Below are 22,337 nucleotides of genomic sequence, written 5' to 3'. Positions count from 1 at the left end.
GTTCGACGCCCTCACTGCGGCACGGCGCAGACGCCGAGGTCTTCGTGGCCGGGCGGGGCCTCGCCGGGCGGGTACCACGGGAGGCACTGCTGCATCGCGCCCGGGCAGTTCGGCGGGAGGTCGAGGTCGCAGTAGGGGAGGCAGCAGCCGGCGGCGTTCGGGTCACACTCGAAGGCCGCGGCAGTCGCGGCGCAGGCCAGGCCGGGCTCGCACGCGTTGACGAACTCGCAGGGGTCGAAGACCTGGCCCTCGTCGCCGGAGGCGTCGGGGAGGCAGGTGAATTCGGAGCCGAGGGCGGCGCAGAGCTCGTCGGCGGCGCAGTCCGGCGCCAGCGGATCGCAGGCGGGCAGGCAGATGTTGAGCACGCCGTCGCCGCCGCCGGCGCAGGCGGTCGCCGGGTCGTCGCAGATCGGCTCGTCGGCGGAGCCCTCGCACAGGGCGACGCAGGTGCCCGACAGGGTGTCCGCGTCGACGTCCCAGCACACCGCGCCGAGGTCGCAGCTGTCGATGCCGGTGGCGCTGTTGCCCTCGACGGTGCACGGCTCGCCCGGCTGGCCGGGGTCGGGGAGGATGGGGACGCAGCGGCTGCTGTCCACGACAGGGTCGCCGTCGGCGGAGAAGGGGACGCACTTCTCGCCGCGCGGGCAGTTCTGCTGCCACAGGCTGCAGGGGAGCTGGCTGCAGCGCAGGTCGAGTTCGCCGCCCGACACGAGGGGGCACGGCTCGGGCGGGATGATGAACGTCGCGCCCTCGCTGGTACTGCCGGCGTCGTCCTCGCTGGTGGCCGTGGGCGGCGTGGTCGTGCCGGTGGTGGGCGTCGGCGCGGTGGTGGTGGGCCCCGTCGTGCTCGTGGTGGTCGTGGTACCGCTGGCGGGCTCGCCGGTGGACGCGGGCTCGTCGGTGGTCATGGGCGACTGCGGGCCGCAGGCGAGCGCGAGCAGCAGCGGGAGGAGCATGTGTCCGGGAGGGCAGGTGCGAAGGGACATGTCCATTCCTTTCACCGGGCGATCTCGCAGTGTTCTCACGTCGAGGCGGGGTCGGCTGGTGGTCGCGCCAGGAGAGTCGCCACCACGGAGCGCCCGCAGCGCGACGAAGGACCCGTGGCGGACCATCGCAGCGACGGTAGCACGAGACGAGCGCGCGCCGCGACGCGTCGCGGGCGGGGCGCGAGGGGCGGGCGAGGATGCCTGGTGACGGTCGTGGCGCCGGGGGCGAGCGAGGCGGCCCGACGCGGCCGCGGGGGCGCGGTCTCGGCGACGAGGCGGGGCTCGTCCGATACACTGCGCCGCCCATGCGCTTCCCCTTCCACGTCAGCGCCGTCGACCCGGGCTCACGCGCCCGTCGCGGCGCGCTCGAGACACCGCACGGCCGGATCGAGACGCCGGTGTTCATGGCCGTCGGCACGCGCGCGACGGTCACCGGCCTGTCGCCGGCGGACTTGCTCGAGGTCGGCGCGGAGGTCGTGCTCGGCAACACCTATCACTTGATGCTGCGACCGGGCCCCGACCTGTTCCGCAGGGTCGGCGGGATCCACCGATTCATGGGCTGGCACGGGCCGATGCTGACGGACTCGGGGGGCTATCAGATCTTCTCGCTGGCCGGCGATCGCGTGATCAGCGAGCGCGGGGCGCGGTTCCGCAGCTACACCAATCAACAGTTTCACATGCTCTCGCCCGAGGCGTCGATAGCGATGCAGGAGGCGATCGGGGCCGACATCATGATGGTGCTCGACGTCTGCGTCGACGCCCGCTCGGACGAGGCGACCACGCGGGCGGCGATGCAGCGGACCCACCGCTGGGCGCTGCGCAGCCTGGCCGCCCGCACCGACACGCCGCAGGCGCTGTTCGCCATCATGCAGGGCGGGATCTTCCCGGCGCTGCGGCGCGAGTCGGCGGCGTTCCTCACCGAGCATCCGTTCGACGGCTTCGCGATCGGCGGGCTCGCCGTCGGTGACACCCGGGCGGAGCGCGAGGAGGTCACCCACATGGCCGCCGAGCTGCTGCCGGCCGATCGCCCGCGCTATTTGATGGGGGTCGGCACGCCGCCGGATCTGCTGCACGCCATGCTCGCCGGGGTCGACATGTTCGATTGCATCCTGCCGACGCACCTGGCGTGGCAGGGCACCGCGTTCACCTCGACCGGGCGCGTCAAGCTGACGCGGGCGAGCACGACGAAGGAGGACCGGCCGCTCGACGCGGCGTGCACGTGCACGACCTGCAAGCTCTACACGCGGGCGTACCTGCATCACCTGTTCCGCTGCAGCGAGCCGCTCGGCCCGCGCCTCCTGTCGCTCCACAACCTGCATCATTATCACGCGCTGATGGCGGAGGCCCGCGCCGCGATCGCGGCCGGCCGCTTCGCCGCGTACGCGCGCGACAAGCTCGCGGCGATCGATCGCCACGAGCACAGCGATCGGCGCGTGGGAGCGACCGGGTGAGCGACGAGTGCGAGGTGGTGACGACGACCGGCGGCGCGCGGGCGATGCTCGACCGCCGCGTCGGTGAAGTGATGCACCCGGTGGTCGGGCCGGCGGTCGAGGCGCTCCGGCTCTACTGCGAGCCGGCGCGCCTGGGCGCGCGGCTGCTGCGGGGCGAGCCGCTGGTGCTGCTCGACGTCGGGCTCGGCGCCGGCTCCAACGCGATCGCGGCGTGGCGCCTGTCGGAGGCGCGGACAGCCGGTGCGCGGCTGACGATCGTCAGCTTCGAGCGCAGCCTCGACGCGCTGGCGCTCGCGCTGCGGCCCGATCACGCGGCGAGCTTCGGCCTCGAAGGGGCGGCGGGCGAGGCTGCGCGCGCGCTGCTGGACGCGGGGATTCACGAGACCGCGCGGACGTCGTGGCAGCTGGTCGCGGGCGAGCTGCCGGGGTCGCTCGCGCAGGGCCCGGCGGCCGATGTCGTGTTCTGGGATCCGTTCTCGCCGCGGGCCAACCCCGAGCTGTGGTCGGTCGGGGCGTTCACGGCGCTGCGCGGCCGCTGTCGCGCAGGGGCGACGGTGCACACGTACAGCGGAGCGACGGCGGTCCGCTCGGCGCTGCTGCTGGCCGGGTTCTTCGTCGGCGTCGGCGAGCCGACGGGCGCGCACAAGGCTGCGACCTGCGCGGCAGTGGACCTGGCCGATCTCGAGCGACCGCTCGACCGTCGCTGGCTGGCGCGGCTCGGTCGCTCGACGGCGGGCTTCGCCGCCGACGCGCCCGCCGACGCGTATCTGCGCGTCGTGAATCACCCGCAGTTCGCGTAGCCGCAATCCGCAAAGGCGGGGGCAGGGATTACCCGCGTTGACAGCGGGCGGACGGGCGGGCTCCATGGACCGCATGCGAACGACGGTTGGCGTGCTTTTTGGCGCATGTGCGGCGCTCCCCCTGGCGTGCGGCGACGACGGCGGACGTGGCACCGACACGATGGCGGCGACGCAGACGACGCAGCAGCCGGCGACGTCCGTGGACCCGACCGATTCGCCGACGTCGGCGCCGACGAGCACGTCGGACACGGCCGGGGGCTCGATGTCGGCGACGGACTCGGGGACGACGACCGAGGGCCCGAGCGAGCCGACGGGGACCACCGGCGAGTCGTCGACGACGGCGGTCAGCGCGAGCACGGACACGACGACCGGCGAGACCAGCGAGTCGACGACGGAGCCGACGTGCGCCAACCCGGTGTGCTCGCGCAACCTCGACGCGGTCGAGTGCGACGGGATGGTGGTCGAGTCGTGCAGCCCGGGGACGTACTGCGTCGACGCGGTGTGTACGCCGCTGGCGCCGTGCGAGGCGGCGGAGCTGCTCGAGGGCTCGCAGGGCTGCCGCTACTGGGCGGTGAAGACGGAGCTGTTGAACGAGGGCGACGGGGCGTGCTTCGCGGCGTTCATCGCCAACACGTGGAACACGCCGGTGAAGATCCAGGTCGAGTACAACGGCGCGCCGCTGCCGGTCGCCCAGTTCGCGCGGATCCCGAGCGGGCAGGGCGCCAACATCACGTACCAGCCCTACGACGAGAACATGGGGTTGCCGGTCGGGGAGGTGGCGCTGCTGTTCCTGTCGCGTAACCCGGCCGGCAGCCTGGTCGACTGCCCGGCGCCGGCGGGGGTGGCGGCCGAGACGCAGGTGATCGGGAACGGGTTCGGCCACGGGTTCCTCATCACCACCGACGTGCCGGTGTCGGCCTACCAGATGCAGCCGTACGGCGGCGGGGCGGCGGCGTTGACGGCGGCGACGCTGCTGCTGCCGACGAGCGTGTGGGACGTGAATTACATCGGCGCCAACGCCTACGCGCAGGGGCAGGCGGGCCAGCCGCTGCTGGCGATCATCGCCGACCAGGACGGGACGGAGGTGACGATCGACCCGAAGGCGGCGATCCAGGGCGGGAACGGGGTGCAAGGCGGGCCGGCGGGCGTGCCGATCGTGTACAACCTGAATCGCGGGCAGACCATGCAGATCGCGCAATCGGCCGAGATCACGGGCTCGGCGATCGCGGCGAACAAGCCGATCGGGGTGTTCGGCGGCGCGAGCTGCATGAACGTGCCGACCAACGCGCTGTACTGCGAGGGGGCGCACCAGCAGCTGCCGCCGATCAAGGCGCTCGGCAGCGAGTACGTGGCGGTCCGCTACCGCAACCGCGTCGACGGCGTCGAGGAGTCGCCGCCGTGGCGGCTGATCGGGGCGGTCGACGGGACGACGCTGACGTGGGAGCCGGCGGCTCCGCCGGGAGCGCCGGCGATGATCGGGCTCGGGCAGGTGGCGGAGTTCAACGCGCCGGGGCCGTTCATCGTGCGCAGCCAGGACAAGGACCACCCGTTCTACTTCGCGAGCTACATGACCGGCGGGCTGGCCTACCAGAGCCGCGGCGATCCGGAGTGGGTCAACGTGATCCCTCCGGCCCAGTACCTCGACAAATACGTGTTCTTCACCGATCCGACGTACCCGGAGACGGAGCTGGTCGTGGTGCGCAACCGGGTCGACGGGGTATTCGCCGACGTGACGCTCGGTTGCGCGGGGGTGCTCGGCGGGTGGCAGCCGATCGGCGCGAACCAGGAGTGGACGCGGATCGACCTCGTGACCGGGAACTTCATGGACATCGGGGCGTGCTCGAACGGCCGCCACGAGATGTCGAGCAGCAACCCGTTCGGCGTGACGGTGTGGGGCTGGGGCTCGATGGCCACCGGTCAGAACCCGTTCAGCCAGCACGTGTCGTACGCATACCCCGGCGGGGCGGCGATCCGGGCGATCAACGAGGTCGTGGTGCAGCCGCAGTAGCGCGCCGGCGTGGGCTGTCGCCGCGCGACCGGAGCGCGGCGCGCCGGCCACGAAGGTCACGCGTGATGGCGGCCAAATCGCGCGCGGGCCTCGACTGGCTCCGCGCGCAGGTGTTCTTCTCGTCGAGCACGCAGAGTCGCCGCGGGGCGGGCGAGCGGGTACCATGAGGGCGACGATGCTCGACGATCACGCGTTGCTCACGGCCTGGCAGGGAGGCGACGAACGGGCCGGGCGGACCCTCGTGGAGCGCCACTACGAGGCCGTCGCTCGCTTCTTCGTCACCAAGGATCGCGCCGGCGCGCCCGACCTCATCCAACAGACGCTGGTCAAGCTGGTCGAGGCCGCCCCGCGGATCCCGGGCGACTGCAACGTCCGCGCGTACGTCCTCGGCATCGCCCGCCACGTGCTCTACGACCACTTCCGGGCGGCGTACCAGGTCGGGGCGCGGCTCGAGTTCGGCGAACGCTCGGTCGCCGACCTGCAGCCGGGCCCGAGCAGCGTCATCGCCCGCGAGCAGCAGACCCGACTCCTGCTGCTCGCGCTGCGCCAGATCCCGCTCGAGAGCCAGGTGCTGGTCGAGCTCTACTACTGGGAGGAACTGACGGCCCGCGAGGTCGCCGATATCTTCGAGATCCCCGAGGGCACGGTGCGTACGCGCCTGCGGCGGGCCCGGCACCTGCTCGAGCAGGCGATGACGCGGCTCGCCGAGACCCCCGATGTCCTGACGAGCACGCTGGCCGACCTCGACGCCTGGGCGCTGCGCGTCCGCGACGAGCTGCGCTCGGCGTGAGACCTGGTGCCGCGACCGGGCCGTTTCGACCCTGCCTCGCGCCTTGCCGGCCTGTCTGCTGCCGGCGCGAGGCAGGATCGAAAGGACCGGGTCACGGCATGAGCGGGGGGATCGCCGTCCAGAACCGGCCCGACGCCAGGTAGGTGGCCGCGGCGGTGGCGTCGCTGCACTTGGGCGGCTTGGTCCCCGACGGACACTCGATGTCGTCGTACGTGAAACCGGCGCGCAGCTCCGAACCGATGCACAGCGCCCCGTTCAGGCCCCACACCGCGTCGGTGTGGCCGAGCTGTACGCCGCCGCCGATGCCCCACTTGTCGGCGTAGGAGATGGGCTGGCCGTACTCCGTCCAGGACTTGCCGTCGTCGCAGTAGTTGGCCCGCAGGAAGTCCATGGCCGCCTCGAAAGCGGCGAGCCCGACCTCGAACGGGCGGAAGCCGTAACCGAGCGGCCCGTAGGCGATCTCACCGGCGGCGCCGCGCAGGCACGCGATGTACACGGTGTCCGGGCGCGAGGTCACGTCGCCCGTGGCCCCGTCGATGACGAGGTCGGCGTGCACCACGGCCCGCAGATCGCCGGTCGGCTCGGTCGGGAGGCACACCGGGTTGTCGCTGCCGTTGTCGTCGGTCCATTCGAACTGGTACAGCCAGAACACCTCGACGCCCGGGGGCGGCGTCACCTGCGTGATGAGCAGGGCGAGGTCCTCGCCCCACGCGGTCAGCTCGAAGCGCGCGCCCAGGAAGTTGATGCCCGAGAAGGTGACCGTGCCCTTGCGCCCGAAGAGCTGGCCGTCTTCGGCCCAGAACTCGTCGAGGACGATCGAGTTGAACAGGATGACGTCGTGGACCTGGATGTTCTCGTAGAGGTTGCCCTGGGTGTCGAGGGGCGAGATGTTGAGGGCGCCGGTGAAGGGGGTGTTGCTGATCGGACCGCAGGTGCCCTTGAGCGGGTCGCAGCGGAACGTGACCTCGTCGTCCACGACGGGTGCGTCGAGCGCGGGGTCGCAGGCGGCGACGAGGGCGAGGGTGGTGGTGGCGAGGGCGAAGCGGCGGGCGGTCATCATCATGGTAAGGCCTGTGGTGTGCCCTCTTTCATCGGAGCTCCGGCGCTTTCAATTGGGCCCGAGGGACGATTTTCGAGCCGGTCGCGAAGAAAGCGCTCCACGGCCTCCGTCTCGCGGCGGAAGCCGGGGCCGTAGCCGCGCAGCGAGGCGAGGGCTCCGCGGGCGAGCGCCGTGGCGCGCTCGCGCTCCGCGGGAGACAGGTGGTGTAGCGCGCGCGCGACTCCGAACTCGAGCCGCGCGAGCGTGGGGTTGTCCGGCTCGGCGATCGCCGCGAGGTCGAGACGCGCGGTCTCGAGGTGCTCGAGCGCCTCGGCCGGGCGACCGGCGTCGAGGAGGATGTCGCCGAGCCCGAGGCGGAGCTCCGCGAGCACCCACGTGAATTGGCGCTGCGGCGAGTCGAGGAAGCGCGCCAGGGCCGTCGTGGCCAGGGTGGCGGCGACGTCGACCTCGTTCGCGGCGTGCAGCGCCGTGGCGACCCGGAACTCGGCGAAGGCGAGCAGCGCCGGCGAGCTGTCGGGCGCCTGTTGCCGGACGGTCAGCGCGAGGCGGTGGGCGGCGAGCGCCGCGCCGGCGTCGCCGCGCGCGAGCGCGATCCGGCCGCGGGCGTCGTGGACGTCGGCCGGGTCGTGCATCGAGCTCTGCGCAGCCTCGACGAGCGCCATGCCGAGGTCGAGCTCGGCGGACGCGTCGGCGTGCCGCCCGAGGCCGGCGAGGGCGACGGCGCGGTGGACGTGGATGTACAGGAGATTGCGGTGGGCCGCGAGGTCGTGCGCGGCCCGGACGGCAGACGCTCGCTCGAGGAACTCCAGCGTGTCCGCGAAGGCCCGCCGGTCGTTGCTCAGCGCCGCGAGCTGCAGGTAGCTGTCGAACAGCCCCTCGGCGTGCCGGCCGTAGGCCCGCGCCATCACCTCGGTGGCCGCATTCATGCGCGCCTGCGCGGCGCGGAGCCGGCCGCTGTAGTGGTCGATCCGGGCCAGGCCGTAGCTCATCAGCGCGGTGGCCGGGTGCTCGGGCCCCAACACCCGCTCGGCGACGGCGAGGCTGCGCTGCTGGTACGTCCAGGCCGAGCGGATGTCGCCGCGCGCCGTCTCGGCGCTCCCGAGGTTGCCGAGCGTCAACGCGTACTCCATGTCGTGCTCGTCGCCGAGCCGCTCCTTCGTCGCCAGCGCGGCGAGCCAGTGCTCCCTGGCCTCCGGCAACCGGCGCAGCATGAATTGCACCGCGCCGATGTTGTTCTGCAGCAACCACCGCAGCTGCTCGTCCCGCGAGCGGTCGACCAGGGCGCGGGCCAGGGGCACGTCGTGGAGGGCCTCCTGCGTGGCGCCCGTCTGGCCCTGGGTGAAGATCCGGCGGGCCAGGGCCTCCGCGGCGACGTCGAGCTGGCCCGCCCGCAGCGCCGCCTCGAGCGCCTGCGACAGCGCCGCCGTGCCGGCCTCGAAGCGGGTCGCGCTCAACTCGACGGCGCCCAGCGCGAGCGCGGCCTCCGCCGCCAGCGGCGTGTACGCGCGCGCCTCCGCCGACGCGAGCACCGGCGCGATCCAGGCGCGGGCCTCGTCGTAGCGCCCGAGGGCCTCGTACTCGCGCGCCTGCGCCAGCGTGCCGCGGTGCTCGTCGACCGCGCGCGCGACCGCGGGGTCCTCGGGCGGCGGGAGGGCGGCGGCTAGCGCCTCGGTGTCGGCGCAGGCGGCCAGCGAGGGCAGCTCGGACACCGCCCGGGCGGCGTTCTCGACGTCCGCGTCCGTCGCCTGGGCGAGCAGCGAGGTCAGCGCGTCGACGGCGGCGCGTCGGCGGGCGAGGCAGGCGGTCCGGAGGTCGTAGTGGCGATCGGACTCGAGCGCGTCGGCGTGGGCCTGGCACGACTGGGCGCGCATCTCGACCCAGTCGCGCGCGTAGGCGTCGAGCGCCGCCTCGACGCGCGTCCACGTCGCCTCGGCGTAGGACAGGCCGGTCGCCCGGATCGCCGCAGCCACGGCGTCGCGGCGCGGGTCGTTCCACACCGCCGCGAACTCGTCGGCGACCCCCGAGCAGGGCGGCGGCTGCTCGCCCGCGCCGCGAGGCGCCAGCGCGTAGGTGGCGATCGAGGCCGCGACCACGAGGCCGCCGGCCGCCCACCAGCGCCTGCGCGTCGCCGCCGGGTCGTACGCCAGCGCGGTGAGCAGCTCGGCGAGCGAGGGGTGGCGGTCCTCCGGGCGCACGGCGAGGCCGCGGACGAGGAGGCGGCGGAGCCGGGCGGGGACCGGAGAATTGGCCGGCCACGGGCGCACCCGCCCGGCCAGGACCGAGGCCTGAAGCGCGACGAAGGTCGACCCTTCGAAGGGGTGCTGGCCGTGGAGCGCCTCCCACAGCGCGACGCAGAAGCTGAACTGGTCGCTGCGTTCGTCGGTGGCCTGACCGAGGTGTTGCTCGGGGGACATGTACGCGGGCGTGCCCAGCACCGCGCCGGTCTGGGTCAGCGGGGCGACGGGAGCGGGGGGCGGCAGCTCGCGATCCCGGGCGTCCTCGCTCGAGCGGCGGGCCTCGTCCAGCGGCGACGCGCAGGCGAGGCCGAAGTCGAGGACCTTCACGCCGCCGTCGTCGCGGACGATGACGTTCTGCGGCTTGAAGTCGCGGTGGACCAGGCCCGCCCGGTGGGCGGCGACGAGGCCGGCTCCCGCCTGGGCGAACACCGCGATCACGCTGCGCCAGTCGGGCCGGCGCGGGTCTGCTTGCAGCAGCCAGCGGTCCAGCGGCTGTCCGCGCACGAATTCCATGGCGATGAAGATCTGCCCGGCGTGCTCGCCGACCTCGTGGACCGTGATGACGTTGGGATGGGACAGCTGGGCCGTCAACTTGGCCTCGCGCAGCATCCGCGCGCGCGAGCGGTCGGGTTGCGGCGTCGACCCGGCGCGGACCAGCTTGATCGCGACCTTGCGATCGAGGTCCTCGTCGTACGCGGCGTAGACGGTGCCCATCCCGCCCTCGCCGAGCAGACGCAGGAGCGTGAAGCGGCCGATCTGCGGCGGGCTCGCCTCGCTCGCGAACAGCCGCGAGAGGATCAGCTCCTTGAGCTGCGGCCCGCCCGGCCCCGGCTCGGCGGGCGGGCCGGGCGGTCGTTCGAGGGTGCTCTCGACGGCCCACGCTGCTCGTCCGGCGAGGTCGGGTCCCGAGCTGCCGAGCGTGGGGTGTGACATCCCCGGGGAGCATATCTCGCGCCGAGAGCGATGGCGAGGCCACGTCCGTGCGCGTGCACGACAGTATTTGCGGCCGTCCTGCGCGCTCGAATGCCACGAGCGCGCGCGCCGAGGCCTGCGCGACCCGTGCCCCCGCGCTGCACCCGGAGCGCTCGAGCTGGCCGTCGCATCGTCACGAGGCCGTCGCGGACCGACGATCACGTGCGTCGATTCGCTGCGCCCCGGCGCTGCCTGTATTGCTGTCACGTCCATGCCGAACGCGCACCGTCGGCGCTCGTGCTGCCGGTGCTGGAGGGCTGAGCTCGCGGGAGCTCCGCGACTCACCGGGTCGTACGACGCGATCGCGGCGCGCAGCGCCTCGTCGAGCGCGGCCGGCGAGAAGCTCAACTTCGGAATGTGTCGCGTCGCCGCTGGGGCCCGCCGTGCGGCGGTGCGCGCTGCGAGCCCGGCCGGCGACGGCGCGAGCTTCGCTGCCGGCGCGTGCGCGAGGGGAGCGCATCGCCGGCGGAAAGGGCAGGGGTGCGGATCGCCGCCGCCAGGTCCTGCGGGCGGAGGCGGGTGTGGCGATCGCTGGCGCGACGTGACCGCGAAGTCGGCGGTGACATGTTCGTGGGCGTCCCGCTCCGCGTTCCACCCGACCCATCCGAAAGGAGCTCATCATGGCGACTCGGCAGTCTCATCAGGGCCAGCAGCAAGCCCCGCAATTCCAGGCGTGCATCGACGCGTGCATGGCCTGCGCCGCGGCGTGCGAGATGTGCGGGTCCGCGTGCCTCGCAGAGACGAACGTGGCCGAGATGGCGCGCTGCATCCGCATGAATCAGGACTGCGCAGACTTCTGCTTCATGACGGCGGCGTTGCTGTCGCGCTGCAGCGAGCACGCGCAGCGACTGTGCCAGCTCTGCGCCGACGTCTGCGAGGCGTGCGGGACCGAGTGCGCGAAGTACCAGGTGCCGCATTGTCAGCAGTGCGCCCGCGCGTGCAAGTCGTGCGCGGACGAGTGCCGCAAGCTGGCGCGCGGTCCGTCGCAGCAAAAGGCGGCCTGACCCGCCGCGGATCTCACCGGCGAACGGTCGCGTGAATGGGCGACGGCCGCCGCGGAGCCGCCCGGCCTTCGCGTCAGTTGCCCGGGGCGGCGAGGCCGGCCAGGGCCGCCTCGGCCTGCTTGCTCGGCCGCAGCGCCTGCGACTTCTCGAAGGCCGTCCGCGCCGCCTTCGTGTCGTTCTCCTGGACCGCCAGAGTGCCCATGTTGAACCAAACGGCCGCCTGGAGCTTCGCCTCGTCGCTCTTGCGCAGCGCGGTCTTGAAGTCGGCGCGGGCCCGTTCGCGGTCGCCGGCCAGCAGGTGCGCGTAGCCGCGGCCCGCGTACGCCGACGCCAGATCGGCGTCGAGCTCGAGCGCCGCGTCGAAGGCGGCGATCGCCTCCGCGTAGCTCTTCTCGCGCGTCTTCTTGCGGCCCTCGTCGACCTTCGCCTGCCCGGCGCTGCCGCCCGCGCCCCGCGCCCTCGTCGACAGGGCCGGCCACGGCCGCTCGCTCGCGGCGGTGAAGGCCGCGAGCCTGGCCGCGCGCTCCGGGTCGGGCAGCGTCAGGCGCGAGAACCCGAGCGACTCGGCGTCGCCGATCGACGTCAGCGCCGCGCTCAGGCCGGCCGGCAGCGGACCCGCCAGACCCAGCGGGGCCGCCTCGGCGACGAGCCCCGAGGTCGACGTTCCCGTCAAGGCGTAGTCCGACGAGCAGACGTACATCACCTCGGCCGCGAGCTTCCACGTGATCGTCGGCGCCCCGCGCACGAGCGCCAGCGCGGCCCCGGCGAAGCGGACGTACTCGTTCATGAGCTGGTCCGTCGACAGATCGGCGCCCTGGCAGCCGTTGTATTCCTTCTCGATGCTCTGCACCGCCGCGCGCCGGATCGGCTCCGGCAGCTGCTTCCACCAGTCCGCCGGCAGCTCGAGCTTCCGCCCTGCCGCCACGTCGAACACGGTGTCGGCGACGTCGTACGAGCCGTGCGCGCCGCAGAAGTAGCCGCCCTCGCTGGACTCGACGATGAGCCGCGCCTGCGCGCCGCCGACGACCTGCAGGCCGAACTCCATGTCGTCGCCTTGCAGCGGCTCGGCCCTGGCCTCGTGGATCGTCACCGTCGCGTCGCCCCCGAGCTCGCGCGCGCGCAGGCCCAACATCGTGACCTTGCCGTCGTCGGGGCAACGCTTCAGGTCGTCGTGCGCGCACTGGCACGACTTCACCGCGACCTCGGTGTCGGCGCGCTCGATCTGCCACAGACGTGCGGCGTCGCCGACGATCAGCGCCTCACGTTGGCCGACCACGCTCGCGGCCTCGCCCTCGACGCGCAGCCAGCGGGTGCGCCAGGTGTCGTCGTGAAACCACCACACCAGCCAGTCCTCGCCGGCGCCCGCGCTCGCGCCTGCCGGCGATGGGGCGCCCGAAGCGACCTTCGTCGGCACGTCCGCGGCCACCGGCGTCGCCTTCGTCGGGGCCGTCGGGCTGCCCGGGTTCAGATCCGGCGCGCCGCCAGTACAGCCGGCGATCATCACAGCCCACGCTCCGGTCCACGCCCTGATCATGCGCGGACCTTCGCAGACTCACGCGGCGCTGTCGAGGTCGGCCTGTGCGACGCTCCGCGAGATCGGCCTTCGAGTGCTCGCCGCGAGCATCGTGCCCCCGCGAGCGCCCGGCGGCGACACCAATGATGCGACACGGACGAATCGGAGCGGGCGGCTCGATCGTGCGCGGGCGCTTCGACGAGCTTCGACTGCCCGGGGCTGCCGACTCGAGGTCTGCAGCCCGCGACGAGATTGGAGCCGCTCCGAGGCGACGGCGGGCCGCCGGACGTGCGACGATGCCACCATGAGTATTCGTTTGCGCGGCCGACTGGCCGTCACCCTTGCCGCCGGGGTCGCTTGCGGGCCTGGTACCCCGAGCGACACGACCGGCGACTCTCCTTCGACTTCGACCAGTGACTCGCCCGCGACGGACGGCTCGCCCTCGCCGAGCGAGCCCACGAGCGGCGAGCCGGGCGATCCCACCGGCGAGCCGGGCGATCCCACCGGCGAGCCGGGCGATCCCACCGGCGCGCCGACGACCGACACGACCGGCCCGATCGACCCGACCGATCGGCCGCCCGAGCCGGAGTGCGACCCCGACGACTGCGGCCCCTGCTCCTATTGCGGCGACGGCGGCTACTGCGTCCCCGGCGACGGCTGCTACCACGACAACGAATGCTACGACGACGAGGGCTGCGCCTACGGCGAGGTCTGCGAGGAGGACTTCGACCTGGTCTGCCAGGAGGTCGCCGTCATCCCGCTCTGCGACCGTCAGGCCCTCGAGCTCAGCTTCGTCGATCTGGCCGGTCCGGCCGACGCCCTCGTCGTCGCCGACCTCGACGGCGACGACGACCTCGACGTCGCCGTGGCCCGCCCCGGCGAGGTCGAGGTCTTGCTGGGCGACGGTCTGGGCGGCCTCGCCCCCGGCGGCGTCTTCCCGACCGGCCTCGCCGGCGACGAGCCCGTGCAGATCGCGGCCGCCGACTTCGACGGCGACGGCGAGCTCGACCTCGCCGTCCTGCGCCCCCTCGCGGTCGGCGAGCTCGCGTTGCTGTTCGGACAGGACGCCGAGTTCACGGCCCCCGTCCCCGGCCAGCTCGGTCACCTGCCGCTCGCCCTGTTCGCCGGCGACGTCGACGGCGACGGCGCGGTCGATCTCGCCGCGCACAGCGGCGAGCTCCACGACCTCGTCGTCCGCCTCGGCGACGGCCTCGGCGGCTTCGGCACCGAGCAGGTCGCCCTCGCCGGCTCGTTCCCTGCCGCTGCGATGGGCGACATGGACAACGACGGCGCCCTCGACCTCGCGGCGCGCAGCACCTTCGGCCCCGACGTCGCGGTCCACCGATTCGAGGGCGGCGCCTACAACGAGCTCCTCATCCTCGACGCCCTCGGCACCACCGAGCACTCCGCGTTGATGACCGCCGACTTCGAGGGCGACCAGACGGACGAGGTCATCGGCCACCGGATCGTCCAGAACGTCGAGATCGTCACCACCTGGATCTCCGGCTGGCCCGTCGATCGGGTCGTCGAGGCCGGTGCGCGCCCGGCCGCGGCCGGCGACGTCGACGGCGACGGCTGCAAGGACGTCATCTCGCTCGAGCCGACCTCCGCCGGCTTCTCGGTCCAGTTCACCGACTCGACGATGTGCTGGCTCGAGTGCACACAGAGCTACTTCGCCGGCTCGCAGCTGTCGCCGAGGGCGCTCGCCGCCGGCGACCTCGACGGCGACGGCAAGGCCGAGATCGTCGCCGGCAACGCGACCCATCAACTCGCCCTCGTGCGCGCCGGTCCGTAGCTGATCGCAAGTCACCTCGGGGGGCTCACGACGTCGAGGTCGTCCATGGGCCGACGTGGCTTCGCGACCTCGAGCCGGGCGAGCACGTCCGGGTGGGCGAGGCGGCGTAGACTCCGTCGCATGTTCAGCGCTGACCTCGAGAGCTCCCCCAAGTCCCACGGTCCTCGCTCGCGCTCACGACGTCCGCCTCGTACCCGGCGCGCCCGGTGTCACGGCACCGGCGGCGCGCAGCGGCTCGCCGATCGCCTCGCGCGCGAGCAGGCCCGCCTGCAGGCCCACTTCCGCGAGGTCCTGCTCGAGCTGCGCAGCCGCGACGTCACGCACCTCGGCGCATCGCAGCGAGCGGCGCGCGAGCGGCTGATCGAGGAGCTGGCGCGCTACGCTCGCGCGGGCCGCTTCCCGCGCAACCATGTGTCGCGCGAGCGGATCCCGATCTTCATCGATCCTCACGGCACGCGCTGCGCGATGGCGCGGCTGATCGAGTCGACCGGGCACACGGCGCTGGTGGCCGAGGTCGCGGCGCGCCGCAACTTCGCGTGGATCCGCGAGCTGGCGGGCGACGCGGCGCTGCTGGCGTGGCTCGACGAATCCGGGCTCACGGCCGCGGAGGCGGGGCGGATCCAGCCGTCCTACTGCTTCGTCACGAAGGCCCTGGATTGCTTCTGCGGCCAGTTCAACGACCCCGACAATCGTGCAGTCCTGGAGGGCGTCGTCGTCGAGGGGACGGACGCCGCTCTCGAGGTCCGGGTCGACGCCATCCACGGCACGACGGAGTGGAAAGTGGATGACACTGTCACGCCCAACTCTGTCGAGTACGACCGGACGCTGTCGCTCGGTGACTCCGTGCTCGTCACGCAGGCAGGCGACTACCTCACCGCCGCAGTGCTCGAGCCGAATCAAACGTACGAGGCCACCTGCAGCTCGGATGTGCCGGCGATCTCGAAGGAGACCGCGATCGCCGGCATGCTCGCGGCGGACAGCGAGAAGTGCGGCGAGATCCTGGAGGAGCAGTCGTCGGTGTGGGGAAAGTCGATCTGCCGAGACGGCTGCGGCTGCGTCACCCACGATTCGGGGGCGGGCGGGCCGCTGCTGGTGTCGACGGCGCTGCTCTGGGTGCTGGCCCGGCGACGGCGCCGTCGGTGATGCGCGTGGCGCAGGTCCGAGGCGCACGGCGGCGTGCGCTCGTGATCTGTCCCCGAGGACAGCCGGTGACGACCCCGACCCCGCGGCTCGCGTCGGCCTGCGCGTCGCGCCGGCCCCGCCGTGCCTGGGCTCGTGCCGCGCTGCTCGCTCGCTCGCGGTGAGCCCGTCCCGCCGGGGCGTGGCGCAGGCTGCGGGTGACGCAGCCGCCCGCTCTTCCACGGCGGGGCGCGCTTGCCGGGGTACGGCCGTCGTCCACGCTGCGGGCCGTCGGCGATGCTCCGCGCAGAGCAACGCAGCGACGAGGCGCACGCGTCGACGATGGAGGAGCACGCACCATGAACTCGAGCCACGCGTCGGACGCGTCACCCGGTCGCTCCGCCCGTCCGTCGCGCTCGCGCACGCCGCTGAAGCTCGGCGTCGTGGCGCTGCTCGCCTTCGCCGCGACCCAGCCGGGCCTGGCACATTCGCCGGCGCCGAAGCCCGGGCCCGGCGAGGCCGCTGCGAAGGCCCCGGCGCGGCTCACCCTGTTCGAGGACGTGCGGATCTTCGACGGCCGGCGCGCCACGCTCTCTGCGCCCTCGCACGTGCTGGTGCGCGGCAACGTCATCGAACGGATCTCCACCGAGCCCATCGCCGCCGAGCCCGACGCGATTGTCATCCCCGCGGCGGGCCGCGTGCTCATGCCGGGCCTGACCGACATGCACTGGCACGCGATGTTGGTCCGCTCCACGCCGGCGGCGCTCCTGGTCGACGACGCGGGTTACACCAATCTGCAGGCCGGGGTCGAAGCCACGGCGACGCTCATGCGCGGATTCACCAGCGTGCGCGACATGGGCGGCCCGAGCTTCGCCCTGAAGCGCGCCATCGACGAGGGGCTGCTGCCCGGGCCGCGGATCTATCCGTCCGGGGCGGTGATCACGGTCACCAGCGGCCACGGCGATTTCCGCCAGCTCTCCGAGCTGCCGCGGACCCTGGGCGGCCGGCCGTCGCGGGTCGAGCAGCTCGGCGGCGCCGCGATCGCCGACAGTCCGGACGAGGTGCGGCTACGCGTGCGCGAGCAGCTCATGCGCGGCGCGACGCAGATCAAGCTCACGGCCGGCGGCGGCGTGGCTTCGCCGTTCAGCCCGCTCGACGTGTCGACGTTCACGCAGGAGGAGCTCCACGCCGCGGTCGAGGCGGCGGACAACTGGGGCACCTATGTCTGCACGCACGCCTATACGTCGGCGTCGATCCGGCGCTCGATCGCGGCCGGGGTGAAATGCATCGAGCACGGGCACCTGATGGATGACAGCACCGCGCGGCTGATGGCGCAAAGAGGCGTCTGGCTGAGCACCCAGCCGTTCCTGGACCAGGGCGGCGCCGCGGCGCTGGGGCCGGCGGAGCAGGCGAAGATGCGGCAGGTGGTGAGCGGCACCGCCAGGGTCTACGCGCTGGCGAAGAAGTACGGCATCAAGACCGCGTTCGGCACCGATATCCTGTTCTCCGCGGCGCTGGCGGAGCGGCAGGGGGCGATGCTGGCCGATCTTACCCACTGGTACACGCCCGCCGAGGCGCTGATCATGGCCACATCGACCAATGCCGAGCTGCTCGCCCTGTCCGGGCCGCGCAACCCTTACCCGGGAAAATTGGGGGTGGTCGAACAGGGCGCGCTGGCCGATCTGCTGGTGGTCGACGGCGATCCGCTGCGAGAGATCCGGCTGCTGGCGGACCCCGGCAAGAACCTCCTGGTCATCATGAAGGACGGCGTGATCTACAAGAACACGCCGCCGGGATTCGGGCGATAGGACGGCCACGGCCGCCGCGAGTCGGTCGAGGTGGGCGGCACGGACGTCGGGGGAATGGCGAATCTCGCGGCAGGGCGGGCCCCCGCTCTGCCATGATTGCGACGGGGAGCACAGGCGCTCGCCGCGCGGTCCATTGCATGCAGCCGTGGACGGGCCGGGCAGGGCCACGTCCCGCCGGCATGCCGCGGCTCATGAGCGACGGCCGCTGTCCATGCTTGCGAACACATCTCGCCCGCGAGGGTGTCGTTCAGTCCTTGGCATACGGAGCGTCCCGGGCCGCGTTGCCGGGCGGAGCCGCGCCCGGCGAGCATCCAGGCATGAACACGATTCCGATCGCAATGGAAACAAATGTTCACAGCCGCGCCCGCGCGGGCGAAGGAGCAATCGTATGAGAAAATCCACACTCTCTCGACGTACCCTGCTCAGGGGAGCCGCCGGCGCGTGCGTGGCGCTACCCTTCCTCGAAGCCATGGCGAGCACCGGTGGGCCCGACCCGCGCTCCGCCGCGCCGAAGCGCTTTATCGTCTTCTATACGCCGAATGGCACGGTCCTGAAGCACTGGCGGCCCACGGGCAGCCAGGCCGCGTTCAAGTTGGGCCGGATCCTCCAGCCGCTCGAGCCGCACAGGCAGGACATCGTCGTGCTCGACGGCGTCGACGCGCTGTCGGCCTACCACGGGCCGGGAGACGCCCACCAGAAAGGGACGGGGCAGGCGCTGACCGGCACCGAGCTGCAAGAGGGCAACTTCAAGGGCAGCACCGACTTCACGGCCGGCTGGGCCGACGGGATCTCGATCGACCAGAAGATCGCCGACGCCATCTCGAACTCGACGAAGTTTCGCTCGCTCGAGTTCGGGGTGCGGATCAAGGGCGCGACCGTCAGCTCGCGGCTGTCGTACCGCGGGCCGGCGCAGCCGCTCCCGCCGGAGGTCGATCCGGCGGCCGCGTTCGCCCGCATCTTCGGCGACCTGCACCTGCCGGCGACGGAGAGCGCCCGCAGGGTCGCCGAGCGCCGGAGGGTCCTCGACGCCGTCGCGGCCGACTACGGGCGGCTCCTGCCGCGGCTCGGCGCGTCCGACCGGATCAAGCTCGAGGCCCATCTGGCGGCGGTCCGCGACATCGAGATGCGGCTCGAGTCCGGCAGCAGCGCCGGGGGTGTGTGCAAGCCGCCCGAGTTCGCCGTCGAGTCCGACCTGCAGGCGCTGGTGAACGTCCCCAAGCTCGGCAAGCTGCAGATGGATCTCCTGGCCATGGCGATCGCCTGCGACCTGACGCGGGTGGCGTCGATCATGTGGGCCAATTCGTCGAACATCGACCCGTTCCCGTGGTTGTCGATCCCCGAGGCGCACCACGAGCTGTCCCACCGCGGCGACAACAACGAGGAGGCGCAGGAGAAGCTGATCCGGATCAACACCTGGTACGCGGAGCAGTTCGCCTACCTGGTCGCCAAGTTGAAGGCGATCCCCGAGGGCGACGGCACGGTCCTCGACAACACCTTGCTCGTGTGGGTCAACGAGCACCAGAAGGGCAACAACCACGATCGCAACCAGATGCCGTACGTCCTCGCCGGAAGGGCGGGCGGCGCGGTCAAGACGGGGCGCTGGCTGCAGGTCGCCGGCGAGGTGCCGCACAACAACCTGTGGGTCGGGTGCATGCACGTGATGGGGATCGAGGAGATGAGCTTCGGCAACCCCGAGTACTGCACCGGCGCGCTCGATCTGGGCTGAGGGTCACTCCCGCTCTTCGAGCGCGATCGCGGCGCCGGGGCACACGCACGCCGCCTCGCGGACGGCGGCGTGGAGCTCCTTCGGGGGCGCCTGGTCGAGCAGGATCACGATGCCGTCGTCGCGCTGGTCGAACACTCTGGGCGCGATCAGCACGCACTGGCCGGCCCCGCAGCACTTGTTCTCGTCAATCAAGACTCGCATGGTCGTTCTTCCTCGTCGAAGAGAGATGTTCGTCGCTCACCACGTGACCGGGAACTCGCGGATGCCGTAGACGGTGGCGTCGACCTTGAACGAGAGCTCGTCCTCGGGCACGGCGGGCCGCAGCCCGGGGATGCGCCGGAACAGGGTGTCGATGACGATCTGCAGCTCGAGGCGGGCCAGGTTCTGACCCAGGCACTGGTGCGGGCCGAAGCCGAACGCGAGGTGATTCCGCGAGCCGCGCTCGAGGTCGAGCTCGTCCGCGTCGGTGAACACCTCCGGATCGCGGTTGCCCGTGTTGGCCAGCAGGAGCACGCCTTCTCCGGCCCGGATCAGCACCCCGCCGATCTCCACGTCCGCGATGGCGACGCGGCCCAGCGCCTGCTCGGCGATGGTGAAGTACCGCAGCAATTCCTCGACCGCGGCCAGGGTCTTCGCCGGAGCGCGCTGGAGGGCGGCCAGCTTGTCCGGCTGCTGCAGCAGCACCAGCGTGGTCAGCGAGATCATGTTCGCGGTGGTCTCGTGCCCGGCGATCAGCAGGAGGAACGCCATGCTGACGAGGTCCTGGTAATCGACCTCGCCGCTCTCGCGCTGCCTGGCGATCTGGCGGCCCAGCAGATCGTCGGTGGGGTTCTGCGCCTTGGCGGCCACCAGGTTGCCGAGGTACGTCATGAGCTCGCCGACGACCCGGCCGACCTCCTCGGGCGCCGCGTTCTGATTGACGAGCGTCGCGGAGCGCGTCTGGAAGAACTCGTGGTCGGCGTACGGCACGCCGAGCAGCTCGCAGATCACCAGCGAGGGCACCGGCAGCGAGAATGCCTGCACCAGATCGACCGGGCGCGGGCCGGCCAGCATGGCGTCGATGTGCTCGTCCACGATCTGCTGGATCCGCGGCCCGAGCGCGCGGATCCGCTGCAGCGTGAACTCGCCGAGCACGCTCCGGCGCGCCTGCCCGTGCTCGGGCGGATCGAGCTCGAGCAGCATCCGCTTGAGGTCGCTCGAGGGCGGGCGCTCGCGGGTCAGGTAGGGGAAGCCGGGATCCCGCCGATTCGAGCTGAACCGCGGATCGGAGAGAATGGTGCGAATGTGCTCGTGGGCGGTCACGGCCCATACGGTGAGGCCATTGGGCAGCTTCACCCTGGCGACCGGCGCCTCGGCGCGGAGCCGGCGGTGCTCCGCCGGCGGCGCGTGCGGGCAGGTTCGAGTCATGGTGAGCGGGGCAATGAGATCGGCTGACATGGGTTTCACCTCGATGCAGGACATGACGCGAGAGCCCTTCCCGCGAGCCCGCGGCAAGCTAGCCGATCGGCTAGCAGCCTGCAAGCCGATCGGCTAGCGCGCGACTTGGAGCCCGGCGAGGAGCGAGGTAGTGTGTCGTGCCCCGCGAGGAGGGCAGATGACCGCCAGCACCGCGCCCACCGACACCCGAACGCGACTGCTCGACACCGCGCTGAAGCTGTTCAGCGCACACGGCGTGGAGGCCACGTCGCTGCAGATGATCGCCGATGAGCTCGGTGTGACGAAGGCGGCGGTGTACTACTGGTTCAAGACGAAGGACGAGATCGCCGAGGCGGTGGCCGCGCCGACGTTGCTCGAGCTCGAGCAGATCATCGAGGCGGCGCGCACGAAGCGGACCCGCGGCGCGCAGATCGATCACGTGCTGCGCGGGTTCGTCGAGCTCATCATGCGCCAGCGCTCGCTGCTCGGCCTCTACAACAGCGACCCCGGGATGCAGCGCGTGGTGACGAGGACGTTCCAGGCGCCGCGCGGCGAGGACCTCAGGACGAGGATGCGAGCGGTGCTCGCCGGCGACGAGCCCGGGCTCGGCGACGCGATCACGGTGCACGTGGTGTTCACGGGGCTCGCCATGGCGGGCGGCGCTCCCGAGTATGCGGGCGTCGACGACGAGACCCTGCGCGAGAACCTCCTCGAGGTCGGCAGCCGATTGCTCGGCCGTCCCCGCCCGAAGCGCCGGTAGGTGCGCGAGCGCCGTCGCGTGCGCCGCGAGCGATCGACGCGGAGCTCTCGGCGGCCTCGGCCTGGCGGACGAGGACACGCGAGTGCGAGGGTCGAGATCCACGATCGGGGGGCGCGCGACCTCGCAGCGCCGCGACTGACAAGGGCGGCCGGGCGGCGTAGAGTGACGCGATGAACGTCGCGACCGTCCTCGTCCTCGCAGCGCTGTCGGCGTCGATCTTGCTGTTCCTGCGCACGCGGCCGCGCCTGCTGCCGATCCTCGCGCTGGTCGGCAGCGGCGTGCAGGCGCTGATGCTGTTCAAGGTGGTGTCGCTCGCGGGCACGGGGCTGCCGCTCGCGCTGCTGCTCGGCGGGCTCCTGGCGGTCAGCGGCGTGCTGCTGTACCTGCGCGTCGGCAGCAAGCCGCTGATCGCGGCGGCGACGGTGGTGGCGATGGTCGGCGCGATCCAGGTGCTGTCGGCGGTGCTGTGAGCCGCGGCGTCAATGGATGCACTGTTGCGGGGCCGTCAGCGTCAGGGCCGGCTGGTGCAGCGGCCGCGCCGGCAGCGAATGGACGAACCCGGCGAGGCCGAGATCTGCGGCGAGGTCGGGGCTCGTGATCGACTGTCCCTGGTATCGCAGCTCCAGCGCGGAGCGTCGTTGCCGCGCCGCCTCGAAGCGCCGGCGGAATTCCTCGGGCGTGTAGACGCCGGGCGCGAGGACGAGCTCGTTCTTGTTGCTGCGGGGGATCGGCGGCTGGACCCGGAGCACATGGACGAATGGGTCGTGGCGGGTCAGGCGGATCCACCGCGGCATGATCAAGCTGTTCCACCGGGCGTCGTCGACGCGGAGGTTGCTCAGCATGGCGAAGCTGTAGCGATATTTCAGGCCGAGGTACGGCGAGAGCCCGAGCA

The 22,337-nt window shown here is 72.3% G+C and carries 17 protein-coding genes and 1 pseudogene; 11 read left to right on the top strand and 7 right to left on the bottom strand.

All coding sequences use genetic code 11. The features are described 5' to 3' along the window. Window positions 1-11: 11 nt before the first annotated feature. On the bottom strand, window positions 12-986 hold the full coding sequence (locus K7C98_RS13165) for a hypothetical protein (RefSeq protein WP_224191982.1): 975 nt from the start codon (window positions 984-986) through the stop codon (window positions 12-14). 305 nt (window positions 987-1,291) lie between these two features. Here K7C98_RS13165 and tgt point away from each other — a divergent pair, with 305 nt between their 5' ends. From tgt to K7C98_RS13145, 4 genes are all read left to right on the top strand, one after another. After that, complete coding sequence (gene tgt, locus K7C98_RS13160) at window positions 1,292-2,437, top strand: tRNA guanosine(34) transglycosylase Tgt (protein WP_224191981.1); 1,146 nt, start codon at window positions 1,292-1,294, stop codon at window positions 2,435-2,437. Continuing rightward, window positions 2,434-3,237 (top strand): MnmC family methyltransferase, encoded by an 804-nt coding sequence (locus tag K7C98_RS13155; protein WP_224191980.1) that lies wholly within the window; start codon window positions 2,434-2,436, stop codon window positions 3,235-3,237. The genes tgt and K7C98_RS13155 overlap by 4 nt, the downstream gene beginning before the upstream one ends. 73 nt (window positions 3,238-3,310) lie before the next feature. Continuing rightward, entirely contained in the window at window positions 3,311-5,245 is a 1,935-nt protein-coding gene (locus tag K7C98_RS13150) for an IgGFc-binding protein (RefSeq protein WP_224191979.1), read from the top strand. 175 nt (window positions 5,246-5,420) lie between these two features. After that, window positions 5,421-6,035 carry an RNA polymerase sigma factor gene (locus K7C98_RS13145; RefSeq protein ID WP_224191978.1) on the top strand — a complete coding sequence of 205 codons (615 nt, stop codon included), beginning with the start codon at window positions 5,421-5,423 and terminating at the stop codon, window positions 6,033-6,035. A 91-nt stretch (window positions 6,036-6,126) separates the two neighbouring features. Here the strand turns inward: K7C98_RS13145 and K7C98_RS13140 are convergent, their stop codons facing one another. Both K7C98_RS13140 and K7C98_RS13135 read right to left on the bottom strand, forming a co-directional pair. Continuing rightward, the gene (locus tag K7C98_RS13140; protein WP_224191977.1) at window positions 6,127-7,092 is read right to left on the bottom strand and encodes an ADYC domain-containing protein; all 966 of its coding nucleotides are present in this window, start codon (window positions 7,090-7,092) and stop codon (window positions 6,127-6,129) included. A gap of 2 nt (window positions 7,093-7,094) precedes the next feature. After that, window positions 7,095-10,265 carry a serine/threonine-protein kinase gene (locus tag K7C98_RS13135; protein ID WP_224191976.1) on the bottom strand — a complete coding sequence of 1,057 codons (3,171 nt, stop codon included), beginning with the start codon at window positions 10,263-10,265 and terminating at the stop codon, window positions 7,095-7,097. Window positions 10,266-10,924: 659 nt separating this feature from the next. On the opposite strand from K7C98_RS13135, the gene K7C98_RS13130 reads away from it, so the two are divergent. Further along, the gene (locus K7C98_RS13130) at window positions 10,925-11,308 is read left to right on the top strand and encodes a four-helix bundle copper-binding protein (RefSeq protein ID WP_224191975.1); all 384 of its coding nucleotides are present in this window, start codon (window positions 10,925-10,927) and stop codon (window positions 11,306-11,308) included. A 73-nt stretch (window positions 11,309-11,381) separates the two neighbouring features. On the opposite strand, the gene K7C98_RS13125 is transcribed toward K7C98_RS13130, so the two are convergent. Further along, a complete protein-coding gene (locus K7C98_RS13125) occupies window positions 11,382-12,842 on the bottom strand; it encodes a tetratricopeptide repeat protein (protein WP_224191974.1) in 1,461 nt (486 codons plus the stop codon). Between the two features lie 283 nt (window positions 12,843-13,125). Here K7C98_RS13125 and K7C98_RS13120 point away from each other — a divergent pair, with 283 nt between their 5' ends. The 4 genes from K7C98_RS13120 (at window position 13,126) to K7C98_RS13105 (ending at window position 19,269) form a co-directional block, all read left to right on the top strand. Then, window positions 13,126-14,616, top strand: coding sequence for an FG-GAP-like repeat-containing protein (locus tag K7C98_RS13120; protein ID WP_224191973.1), 1,491 nt, complete (start codon window positions 13,126-13,128; stop codon window positions 14,614-14,616). A gap of 120 nt (window positions 14,617-14,736) precedes the next feature. Beyond that, window positions 14,737-15,759 carry an MYXO-CTERM sorting domain-containing protein gene (locus K7C98_RS13115; RefSeq protein WP_224191972.1) on the top strand — a complete coding sequence of 341 codons (1,023 nt, stop codon included), beginning with the start codon at window positions 14,737-14,739 and terminating at the stop codon, window positions 15,757-15,759. A gap of 335 nt (window positions 15,760-16,094) precedes the next feature. Continuing rightward, window positions 16,095-17,543, top strand: coding sequence for an amidohydrolase family protein (locus K7C98_RS13110; protein WP_431312832.1), 1,449 nt, complete (start codon window positions 16,095-16,097; stop codon window positions 17,541-17,543). Window positions 17,544-18,012: 469 nt separating this feature from the next. Then, the gene (locus K7C98_RS13105; protein WP_224191970.1) at window positions 18,013-19,269 is read left to right on the top strand and encodes a DUF1552 domain-containing protein; all 1,257 of its coding nucleotides are present in this window, start codon (window positions 18,013-18,015) and stop codon (window positions 19,267-19,269) included. Between the two features lie 3 nt (window positions 19,270-19,272). On the opposite strand, the gene K7C98_RS13100 is transcribed toward K7C98_RS13105, so the two are convergent. After that, window positions 19,273-19,470, bottom strand: a complete 198-nt coding sequence (locus tag K7C98_RS13100; RefSeq protein ID WP_224191969.1) for a ferredoxin — start codon at window positions 19,468-19,470, stop codon at window positions 19,273-19,275. Between the two features lie 36 nt (window positions 19,471-19,506). Continuing rightward, the gene (locus tag K7C98_RS13095; protein WP_224191968.1) at window positions 19,507-20,706 is read right to left on the bottom strand and encodes a cytochrome P450; all 1,200 of its coding nucleotides are present in this window, start codon (window positions 20,704-20,706) and stop codon (window positions 19,507-19,509) included. 157 nt (window positions 20,707-20,863) lie between these two features. On the opposite strand from K7C98_RS13095, the gene K7C98_RS13090 reads away from it, so the two are divergent. After that, window positions 20,864-21,445 carry a TetR/AcrR family transcriptional regulator gene (locus K7C98_RS13090; RefSeq protein WP_224191967.1) on the top strand — a complete coding sequence of 194 codons (582 nt, stop codon included), beginning with the start codon at window positions 20,864-20,866 and terminating at the stop codon, window positions 21,443-21,445. 170 nt (window positions 21,446-21,615) lie between these two features. Then, window positions 21,616-21,915, top strand: a complete 300-nt coding sequence (locus K7C98_RS13085) for a hypothetical protein (protein WP_224191966.1) — start codon at window positions 21,616-21,618, stop codon at window positions 21,913-21,915. Between the two features lie 9 nt (window positions 21,916-21,924). On the opposite strand, the pseudogene K7C98_RS13080 reads toward K7C98_RS13085, so the two are convergent. After that, a pseudogene (locus K7C98_RS13080) lies at window positions 21,925-22,337 on the bottom strand (hypothetical protein); the annotation flags it as partial.

It is taken from the genome of Nannocystis pusilla (assembly GCF_020073745.1).
In the GTDB taxonomy this organism is placed as follows: Bacteria; Myxococcota_A; Polyangia; order Nannocystales; family Nannocystaceae; genus Nannocystis; species Nannocystis radixulma.
This window is presented reverse-complemented; position numbering and strand designations above follow the sequence as displayed.

What these genes read in the sequence shown, in the direction of transcription:
- tgt (WP_224191981.1), top strand. Translation starts at nt 1,292, where the DNA reads ATGCGCTTCCCCTTCCACGTCAGCGCCGTCGACCCGGGCTCACGCGCC.
- K7C98_RS13090 (WP_224191967.1), top strand. Translation starts at nt 20,864, where the DNA reads ATGACCGCCAGCACCGCGCCCACCGACACCCGAACGCGACTGCTCGAC.
- K7C98_RS13105 (WP_224191970.1), top strand. Translation starts at nt 18,013, where the DNA reads ATGGCGAGCACCGGTGGGCCCGACCCGCGCTCCGCCGCGCCGAAGCGC.
- K7C98_RS13095 (WP_224191968.1), bottom strand. Translation starts at nt 20,706, where the DNA reads ATGTCAGCCGATCTCATTGCCCCGCTCACCATGACTCGAACCTGCCCG.
- K7C98_RS13100 (WP_224191969.1), bottom strand. Translation starts at nt 19,470, where the DNA reads ATGCGAGTCTTGATTGACGAGAACAAGTGCTGCGGGGCCGGCCAGTGC.
- K7C98_RS13145 (WP_224191978.1), top strand. Translation starts at nt 5,421, where the DNA reads ATGCTCGACGATCACGCGTTGCTCACGGCCTGGCAGGGAGGCGACGAA.
- K7C98_RS13140 (WP_224191977.1), bottom strand. Translation starts at nt 7,092, where the DNA reads ATGACCGCCCGCCGCTTCGCCCTCGCCACCACCACCCTCGCCCTCGTC.
- K7C98_RS13165 (WP_224191982.1), bottom strand. Translation starts at nt 986, where the DNA reads ATGTCCCTTCGCACCTGCCCTCCCGGACACATGCTCCTCCCGCTGCTG.
- K7C98_RS13110 (WP_431312832.1), top strand. Translation starts at nt 16,095, where the DNA reads ATGAACTCGAGCCACGCGTCGGACGCGTCACCCGGTCGCTCCGCCCGT.
- K7C98_RS13085 (WP_224191966.1), top strand. Translation starts at nt 21,616, where the DNA reads ATGAACGTCGCGACCGTCCTCGTCCTCGCAGCGCTGTCGGCGTCGATC.
- K7C98_RS13125 (WP_224191974.1), bottom strand. Translation starts at nt 12,842, where the DNA reads ATGATCAGGGCGTGGACCGGAGCGTGGGCTGTGATGATCGCCGGCTGT.
- K7C98_RS13130 (WP_224191975.1), top strand. Translation starts at nt 10,925, where the DNA reads ATGGCGACTCGGCAGTCTCATCAGGGCCAGCAGCAAGCCCCGCAATTC.
- K7C98_RS13135 (WP_224191976.1), bottom strand. Translation starts at nt 10,265, where the DNA reads ATGTCACACCCCACGCTCGGCAGCTCGGGACCCGACCTCGCCGGACGA.
- K7C98_RS13120 (WP_224191973.1), top strand. Translation starts at nt 13,126, where the DNA reads ATGAGTATTCGTTTGCGCGGCCGACTGGCCGTCACCCTTGCCGCCGGG.
- K7C98_RS13115 (WP_224191972.1), top strand. Translation starts at nt 14,737, where the DNA reads ATGTTCAGCGCTGACCTCGAGAGCTCCCCCAAGTCCCACGGTCCTCGC.
- K7C98_RS13150 (WP_224191979.1), top strand. Translation starts at nt 3,311, where the DNA reads ATGCGAACGACGGTTGGCGTGCTTTTTGGCGCATGTGCGGCGCTCCCC.